General features: G+C 66.6%; 2 protein-coding genes and 1 tRNA gene. All 3 read right to left on the bottom strand.

The window, feature by feature from the left end:
* Window positions 1–519: 519 nt before the first annotated feature.
* Window positions 520–1,239, bottom strand: a complete 720-nt coding sequence (locus tag AOJ26_RS37735; RefSeq protein WP_143663655.1) for a hypothetical protein — start codon at window positions 1,237–1,239, stop codon at window positions 520–522.
* Window positions 1,240–1,527: 288 nt separating this feature from the next.
* Window positions 1,528–1,601: transfer RNA gene (locus AOJ26_RS37740), tRNA-Pro, on the bottom strand.
* Window positions 1,602–1,635: 34 nt separating this feature from the next.
* Complete coding sequence (locus AOJ26_RS37745; protein WP_053852864.1) at window positions 1,636–2,421, bottom strand: Pr6Pr family membrane protein; 786 nt, start codon at window positions 2,419–2,421, stop codon at window positions 1,636–1,638.
* Between the last annotated feature and the right edge of the window lie 43 nt (window positions 2,422–2,464).

A 2,464-nucleotide genomic window follows, 5' to 3' on the forward strand; every position in this document is an offset into this window, starting at 1 on the left:
CACCCGCCCTCCGGGGACCCGATCCCCACCGAGCCAGGCCCCTGAACCGCGCTCGTGCGCCCCCAATCAAGGCGACGACGCCTGCCGTGCCGGCGCAATCCACCGCGTCGAGGCGGCGGTTCATTGGAAGGGACTTGCCCCACCAAGTTCAGATGTCCCAACGTGATCTGTGGACCATGGCGTGCGTCAACGGCGACACAGGCGAGGCCCCCGGCCGCTGAAAAGTACGTCGTCAATGGCCGTGCGAAGGAGTTCGGGTCACTGAACGTGATCCAGTCGCCTGGCGCTTCGGCGTTCGGGCAGGCGCCTAGTGTGACCGCAACCTGATCAACGACTTGGTCGCGACTCATTCCGAACGGCAGCGGTCCTACGCTGACAAGAGGCACGAACGGCCACCGCTGCTTCTCGGTCTCCACCAGCAACGCACCATCCCCCTCCTGACAGGTTCCGCCCCGTGCGGTGCCAGTCGGCGGCACCCTATCCGGCACTCCTCCACCCTTCGAGCCGTTCTCTCTGCAGTCAGTGGGTCCCGTTTTCGAAGTCCAGATTGACGGGACGGCGGGGGAGGTTCGAAACGATGTCGGTCACTGGCACAGAGTCGTCAACGACATCAAGACGAACGTCGTCCACCCAGATCTGCCCCGTTCGCTGCAGGACTGCGCCGAAGCTGATGTAGGCCCCGTTCGGAGGGATATCCAGCGTGACGCTGTATCCACGCCAGCCCACCGTCCCGGCGATCCGACGGTCGGGGCTGCTCATGTTGTCGAAGGCAATTGTCCTTTCGTGGGCGTCGTCGACTCGCATCCAGATACCGGCCCACCCGACGACGTTTCGTGCCTTCACCTGAGCGGTCATCTGGAGGCGTGTGCCTTGATAGTCATCCGCCTTGATCGACTGAACCAGCGATGCGTAGCTTGCGGGATTCTCATGGCGGGAGCGGATGAAGGCGCTGGCCCGACCTACGGAGAACACCTCGAAGTCCAAGCCGACCTCGTAGTCCTCAGGCACCGATCCCGAGACATCCCACCCCTTCGGGGTGGTGTCTTGAGGAGCGACAGATGGCCGGCGCCCCTCGACCTCTGAGAGAATCTTGGTCGTCTCGGCACGGGTCCGATCTGCTTCGGCTTCAAGCTTTCGCGCTTCCGCTCGCGCCTTGGGCCGCGTTGTCCAGTAGGTCGTGAGTGCCACGGCGACCCCACCGACTATCGGTCCGAGGAGTCCTGCCAGTGCCATTCCCATGCGCCCCCCAGACTGCGCGACCTGCCCCAGCGCCAGAGTGAGGGAATGACCTTTTGCATCGCAAGAGAGCGTCCAGTGCTGGAAAACGCATCACGGGCAACGTCCGACTTGAATCCCCGCTCGTGACCGGGCACAACCCACCGGGCCCGTGATCCAGACCGGCGGCGTGGTCATGGACGGCATCTTCACGCGGGGGCCCGGAGCGCTGGTCACGCAGATAGACACGCACGCGGAAACAGGTGAGGCACCTAGGAACGTTCCTAGGTGCCTCACCTGGTGTTTCGGCTGTCGGGGTGGCGGGATTTGAACCCACGACCTCTTCGTCCCGAACGAAGCGCGCTGCCAAGCTGCGCTACACCCCGATCGTCGCTGCTCGTCGCGGCGACGTCGTTTACTTTAGCCCACCGGTGGCTGGAGACGAAATCCGGTTTTGGAGCGGTGGCGGGTGGGGTTCGGGCGGGCGTGGTCGAGGGCGACCAGGAGGATCGCGAGGGCGTAGAAGGAGAGGCCGAGGAGGAGGGCGTTTCCGAGGACGTTCTTGTAGCCGTGGAGGTCGACGTCCAGGAAAGAGTAGAGGTAGCGGCCCGGTGTGCCCGGCGGGATCAGTTCGCCTCGGGTGAAGGAGAACAGCAGGTAGGCCAGGGGGTACAGGAGCCACGTGGCCGCCTGGCGCAGGTGCAGGCGGCCGGGGGGTGTCAGCAGGAGCCAGTCCGCCAGGGCCGCCGCGGGGATCGCCGTGTGCAGGAGGTGGGCGGTCACCGCGTGCCAGCCAGTCGGGTGCGCCGCCTCGCCCGTCAAAAGGAAGGGGCTCGCCGCGTTCGCCAGCAGCACGTGGTGCACCAGGGCCGTGATCACGACGTAGAGGAGTGCCGCGCCCGTCAGGGCGGACGGCAGGGGGCGGCGGGCGGTCCACGCCCTGCGGGCCGACAGCAGGAGCACCAGCGCCAGCAGGATCGTGCTCTGGACCGAGAAATGGCTCAGGGTGCGGACCGCGCTGCTCAGGAGCAGTTCGACGGTCACGGTTCCCGCGGCCACCAGCGCCACCAGCACGCGGTAGGCGGCGGCCACGGGGTGGCGTACGGGGGCCACCACCGCCGTGGCGGGGACGGGCGAGGGCAGGAAGGCTGGCACGCCCGGGAGGGCGGGGAGGTCCGGGAGGTCCCTCGGTATCGGCGCGGTCATGCCCTCACGGTAGGAAAAACCGACAAAAGGGGCGATGTGGGTG

It is taken from the genome of Streptomyces sp. NRRL B-24085 (genome assembly GCF_001282115.1).
In the GTDB taxonomy this organism is placed as follows: Bacteria; Actinomycetota; Actinomycetes; order Streptomycetales; family Streptomycetaceae; genus Streptomyces.

What these genes read in the sequence shown, in the direction of transcription:
- AOJ26_RS37735 (WP_143663655.1), bottom strand. Translation starts at nt 1,239, where the DNA reads ATGGGAATGGCACTGGCAGGACTCCTCGGACCGATAGTCGGTGGGGTC.
- AOJ26_RS37745 (WP_053852864.1), bottom strand. Translation starts at nt 2,421, where the DNA reads ATGACCGCGCCGATACCGAGGGACCTCCCGGACCTCCCCGCCCTCCCG.